Below are 386 nucleotides of genomic sequence, written 5' to 3'. Positions count from 1 at the left end.
CGGAGCTGCTCTTTCTATAATATCGTAGTGTCCTAAAGTAATGGGATCAAATGACCCTGGGAAAACAGCAATTTTCATGTGGTACGAGTTATAATTTTGAGTTATAAATTTTAGACTATGAATTATGACTTTATTCAGTTTCTAATATCTAGTCTCTAATTTTAACGTCTATTATCTATTTTCTTTTATTTAAAGCTTTTTCAACTTCATTTCCGCAAAGATCCATAATGGAGATTCCATAATGTTTCGCCTGCTGGGGAAGGATACTTGCAGGAGAGAACCCTGGATTGGTATTCATTTCAAGCATATAAGGAATGCCATCCATCAAGATATATTCGCTTAGTGAAAAACCACTCATTCCAAGGGAATCGTAGGCTCTTTTAGTA

Annotated in this window: 1 protein-coding gene and 1 pseudogene; both read right to left on the bottom strand. The window is 34.7% G+C overall.

What is annotated here, in order from left to right; translation table 11 throughout:
* The coding region (locus tag SB679_RS23260) for an adenylyltransferase/cytidyltransferase family protein (protein ID WP_410704655.1) at positions 1-78 on the bottom strand (78 nt) is incomplete at its 3' end.
* A 97-nt stretch (positions 79-175) separates the two neighbouring features.
* A pseudogene (locus SB679_RS23255) lies at positions 176-386 on the bottom strand (D-alanine--D-alanine ligase); the annotation flags it as partial.

The organism is Chryseobacterium sp. SIMBA_029, from assembly GCF_046535275.1.
GTDB lineage: Bacteria > Bacteroidota > Bacteroidia > Flavobacteriales > Weeksellaceae > Chryseobacterium.
The sequence above is the reverse complement of the archived record's forward strand: the minus strand, read 5'-3'. Positions and strand labels throughout refer to the sequence as shown.